The organism is Pseudoalteromonas sp. BZA4, assembly GCF_040104395.1.
In the GTDB taxonomy this organism is placed as follows: Bacteria; Pseudomonadota; Gammaproteobacteria; order Enterobacterales; family Alteromonadaceae; genus Pseudoalteromonas.
Genome location: NZ_JBECOT010000133.1, coordinates 1 through 1,779 on the forward strand (window position 1 = coordinate 1; position 1,779 = coordinate 1,779).

Here is a 1,779-nt window from a genome sequence, read left to right on the forward strand (position 1 = left end):
AATCTGACTTGCTTTGTGCTTCGACGAAGCACCGAAAACAATAGGCGTAAATTTATTAACGGTAACTAGTTTAGATATTTGTGAGCCTTCAAGTTGTGGCTTTAGAAAATCAGTTAATGCTTTAGTGGTTAAACCAAATTGATGAGCTATTTCAGGTTTTAATGAAATGCGAATGTATTTTCCACCCTCTATCAATGCTGTTTGTATGTCTTGACTACCAGATACTTGGCTTACTAACACTTTCATTTTTTCAGCGATATTTGCTAATTCTTGGACTTTATCCCCAAAAACTTTTATTGATACATCGCCTGTAGTGCCAGTTAGCATTTCAGTTACCCGCATTTGAATAGGTTGAGTAAAATTCGTGTTCATACCGGGGTAATTTGATAATACGTTGCGTATATCTTCGATTAGCTGTTGCTTGGTATCAAAGCGCCACTCATTTTGAGGCTTCAACTCCATGAATATATCCGTTTCATTTAGGCCCATAGGATCTAGGCCAAGCTCATCTGATCCAGTTCTGGCTACAATTTGAAGTATTTCAGGTACTTGTTTTAGTAGTGCTTTCTCTACTTGGGTATCAATATTTAGAGAGGATTGCAGGGTAATAGATGGCGACTTTTCTAGTTGAACAATGATGTCTCCTTCATCCAACGTAGGCATAAAACTTTTCCCCAAACTTACAAAGGCAAAAATGCTTGTGATCAACACCAAAAAAGCTATCGATGATGCTGATTTAGGTGAATTAATAACGCTTAATAGCGACTTTTTGTACTGTATTTGTAATGATTTGATGAAGCTAGGCTCACTCGCTTCATTTGATTTCAGTATCATTGAAGCTAGCACCGGGATGCAAGTAAACGCTAAAACTAGCGCAGATAACATCGCAAAAACAATCGTCAATGCAACAGGCGTAAACAGCTTCCCTTCTAACCCTGAAAGAGTTAATAGAGGGGAAAAAACAATAACGACAATTAATGTTCCTGATACAGTTGGCACAGAAACTTCTTTACATGCTCTATAAATAACATGCAGCTTAGGAAGTTTGCTGTTTTCTGAAAGCCTATTTACAGTATTTTCAACAACGACAACAGATGAATCAACAAGCATACCAATAGCAATAACTAAGCCTCCTAAACTCATTAAATTTGCTGATATGGAAAAATGGCTCATTAATATAAAAGTAGCAAGAGCTGCCACCGGCAAGGATATAGAGACAATTAGTGCCGCTCTAAAGTTGCCAAGAAATAAGGCTAGCAATATGATAACGAGCACTACAGCTTGAACTAATGCATTTGTGATGGTTTCAATAGCAGTACTAATCAAATTAGATCTGTCATAAAAGACATTGATAGTAGTGCCACTAGGTAGTGAGCGCTCTAGTTCTAAAAGTTTTTCTTTAACTGAACTTACTACTTGGTCGGTATTACTGTTTTTTAGCGCAATAACTAAGCCTTGTACGGCCTCTTCACCATTATGTGTCACTGCACCATAACGTATTAAACTTCCTTCGTTGATTGCTGCAACATCGGCTAACCTGATTATTCCTTGTTGGTTGTTTTTTATAACTAACTGACGTATATCATCAATTTTTTCAAATTGTCCTTGTGTTCGAACAACAAAATTGTCGTTACCTTTGTTTATTCGGCCAAGTCCTCCATTTAAATTGTTAGCTATTACGGCTTGTTCAATATCACTAAAAGAAACGTCTAGTGATTTCATTTTCAAAGTAGTTGGTGTTATTTCATATGTTTTTACATAGCCGCCTAAACTGTTTAC

General features: G+C 36.7%; 1 protein-coding gene. It reads right to left on the reverse strand.

Features of this window, described 5'->3' with window-relative positions; all coding sequences use genetic code 11:
• Positions 1–1,779: efflux RND transporter permease subunit (locus ABMY41_RS21695; RefSeq protein ID WP_349276252.1), on the reverse strand; the 1,779-nt coding region annotated here is incomplete at both ends.